General features: G+C 66.5%; 1 pseudogene. It reads right to left on the bottom strand.

The annotated features are described in order from the left end of the window. Positions 1–1409: pseudogene (locus BUA26_RS19605) on the bottom strand (RHS repeat protein); the annotation flags it as partial.

The following is a 1409-nucleotide window of genomic DNA, read 5'->3' as shown; positions in this document are numbered from 1 at the left end:
CTGCCGCCTGCTCTGCCGCTTAGCGCACTGCTGGCGGCGCTGCCGCTATACACCGTAGTCCAGCCACCGCCGTTGGCGCTTTCCTGCAGCAGGTAACTGGTAGCACCCGGCACCGCGCCCCAGCTCACCGTGTAGCTGCCGTTGTTGGGGTTGGCGTCGAAGCCGACCGCGGCCGGTGCGCCCAGCACGATCGTTTCGTTGTCCCCGACCAGCTTGGTGCCCAGATAGACGAAGCTGGTGGTCAGCGCACTGCCCGGCGCCCACTGGTACAGCAGCTGGCCGGCCTGGCTGTAGAAGTAATACGTCGTGACGCCACCGGCCGTCTTCGACACCCGCCGCCCCGATGCGTCGTAGGCGTAGGTGTCGCTGCCGATGATCTGGGTCAGCTGGTTCTTCTGGTCGAACACCAGGTTCGTCGCGTTCTTGCCGGTGACGTTGCCGCGGCTGTCGTACAGATAGCTGGTGAGCGTGGTGCCCCCGCTGCTGATGCTGGCCAGCTTGTTGGTGGGGTCGTAGTTGTAGGTGGACGTCTGGCTGCCGGTCTGCAGCGTGCGCAGATTGTTGAGCGCGTCGTAGGTATACGCCTGGGTGCCCCACAGGCCCGCCGCATTGGCACTGGTCAACCGGTTCAACGCGTCGTAGCCGAACGACTTGGCGCGCGGGCCGCCGGCCAAGTCGGCTACCGTGGTGATGTTGCCGTTGGCGTCGTAGCTGAGATCCTCACTCAGCTGCACCGTGCTGCCGGCGCCGTAGCTGAAGTTGCTGAGCAGCTGGCGGGCGTTCTGCGCGGCCACGTAGGCGGTGCCGTTGGCGTAGGTGAACTGCGCCACCTGTCCGTTGGGGAAGTAGCCGATGCCGGTCGCATAGCTACCGGCCTGGGTCGGTCGGCCCAGCGCGTCGGGCGCGTAGCTGACGTTCTCGCCATCGGGGTAGTGGATCAGGCTGAGGCTGCCGTACGCATCGTGCGCGTAGCCGATGCCCCAGGCGGCCTGGCCGGCCAGTTGCAGGCTCTCGCCGGTGAGCATGCCGCGGAAGTTGTACGCACCGGTCCAGGTGCTGATACCCGACACCACGCTGTCCGGCTGGCCCAGCGGCGTGTAGTGGTATTGGGTGCTCTGCGTGCCTGAAGGCGGGGCGATGGTCAGCACCCGGTTCATCGCATCGTAGGTGCGCGCGGTCTGCGCGGCGGTCGCTACCTGTTCCTGCCCACAGCCGGTACCGGTGATCGCCAGGCCTTGCGCACTCCACGCCAGGTTGTTGGCGGCGTCGTACGCCATCACTTCGCTGCCGCTTTCCGGTTCGGTGGTGCGGCACAGGCGGTGGTAGGCGTCGTAGGTCAGCGTCTTGGTAACGCTGTCGTTCTCGGTGCCGTACAGACCGGACTGGGTGATCGACAGCGGGTTGCCGTA

It is taken from the genome of Rhodanobacter sp. OK091, assembly GCF_900142825.1.
In the GTDB taxonomy this organism is placed as follows: domain Bacteria; phylum Pseudomonadota; class Gammaproteobacteria; order Xanthomonadales; family Rhodanobacteraceae; genus Rhodanobacter.
Note: the sequence above shows the minus strand (reverse complement) of the source record. Positions and strands in the feature narration are given on the sequence as shown.